Here is a 237-nt window from a genome sequence, read left to right as displayed (position 1 = left end):
CCTTCCACTTCCGGGTGACCGGCGTGGCCGATCAGGATCAGCGTGCGGCCGGCGGCCACGTACTGACGGCGTTGCACGTGGACCTTGGTGACGAGCGGACAGGTTGCGTCCAGCACGTCGAGGTCACGTTCTTCGGCGGCGCGTTCGACCGGCTTGGCAACGCCGTGGGCGCTGAAAATGGCGCCTGCGCCCTCGGGCACTTCGTCGAGCTCTTCCACGAAACGCGCGCCCTTGTTG

At 67.5% G+C, this 237-nt stretch carries 1 pseudogene; it reads right to left on the bottom strand.

Features of this window, described 5'->3' with window-relative positions:
• A pseudogene (locus SB772_RS45495) lies at window positions 1-237 on the bottom strand (4-hydroxy-3-methylbut-2-enyl diphosphate reductase); the annotation flags it as partial.

The organism is Paraburkholderia sp. SIMBA_030, from assembly GCF_046535245.1.
Taxonomy (GTDB): Bacteria; Pseudomonadota; Gammaproteobacteria; order Burkholderiales; family Burkholderiaceae; genus Paraburkholderia.
Note: the sequence above shows the minus strand (reverse complement) of the source record. Positions and strands in the feature narration are given on the sequence as shown.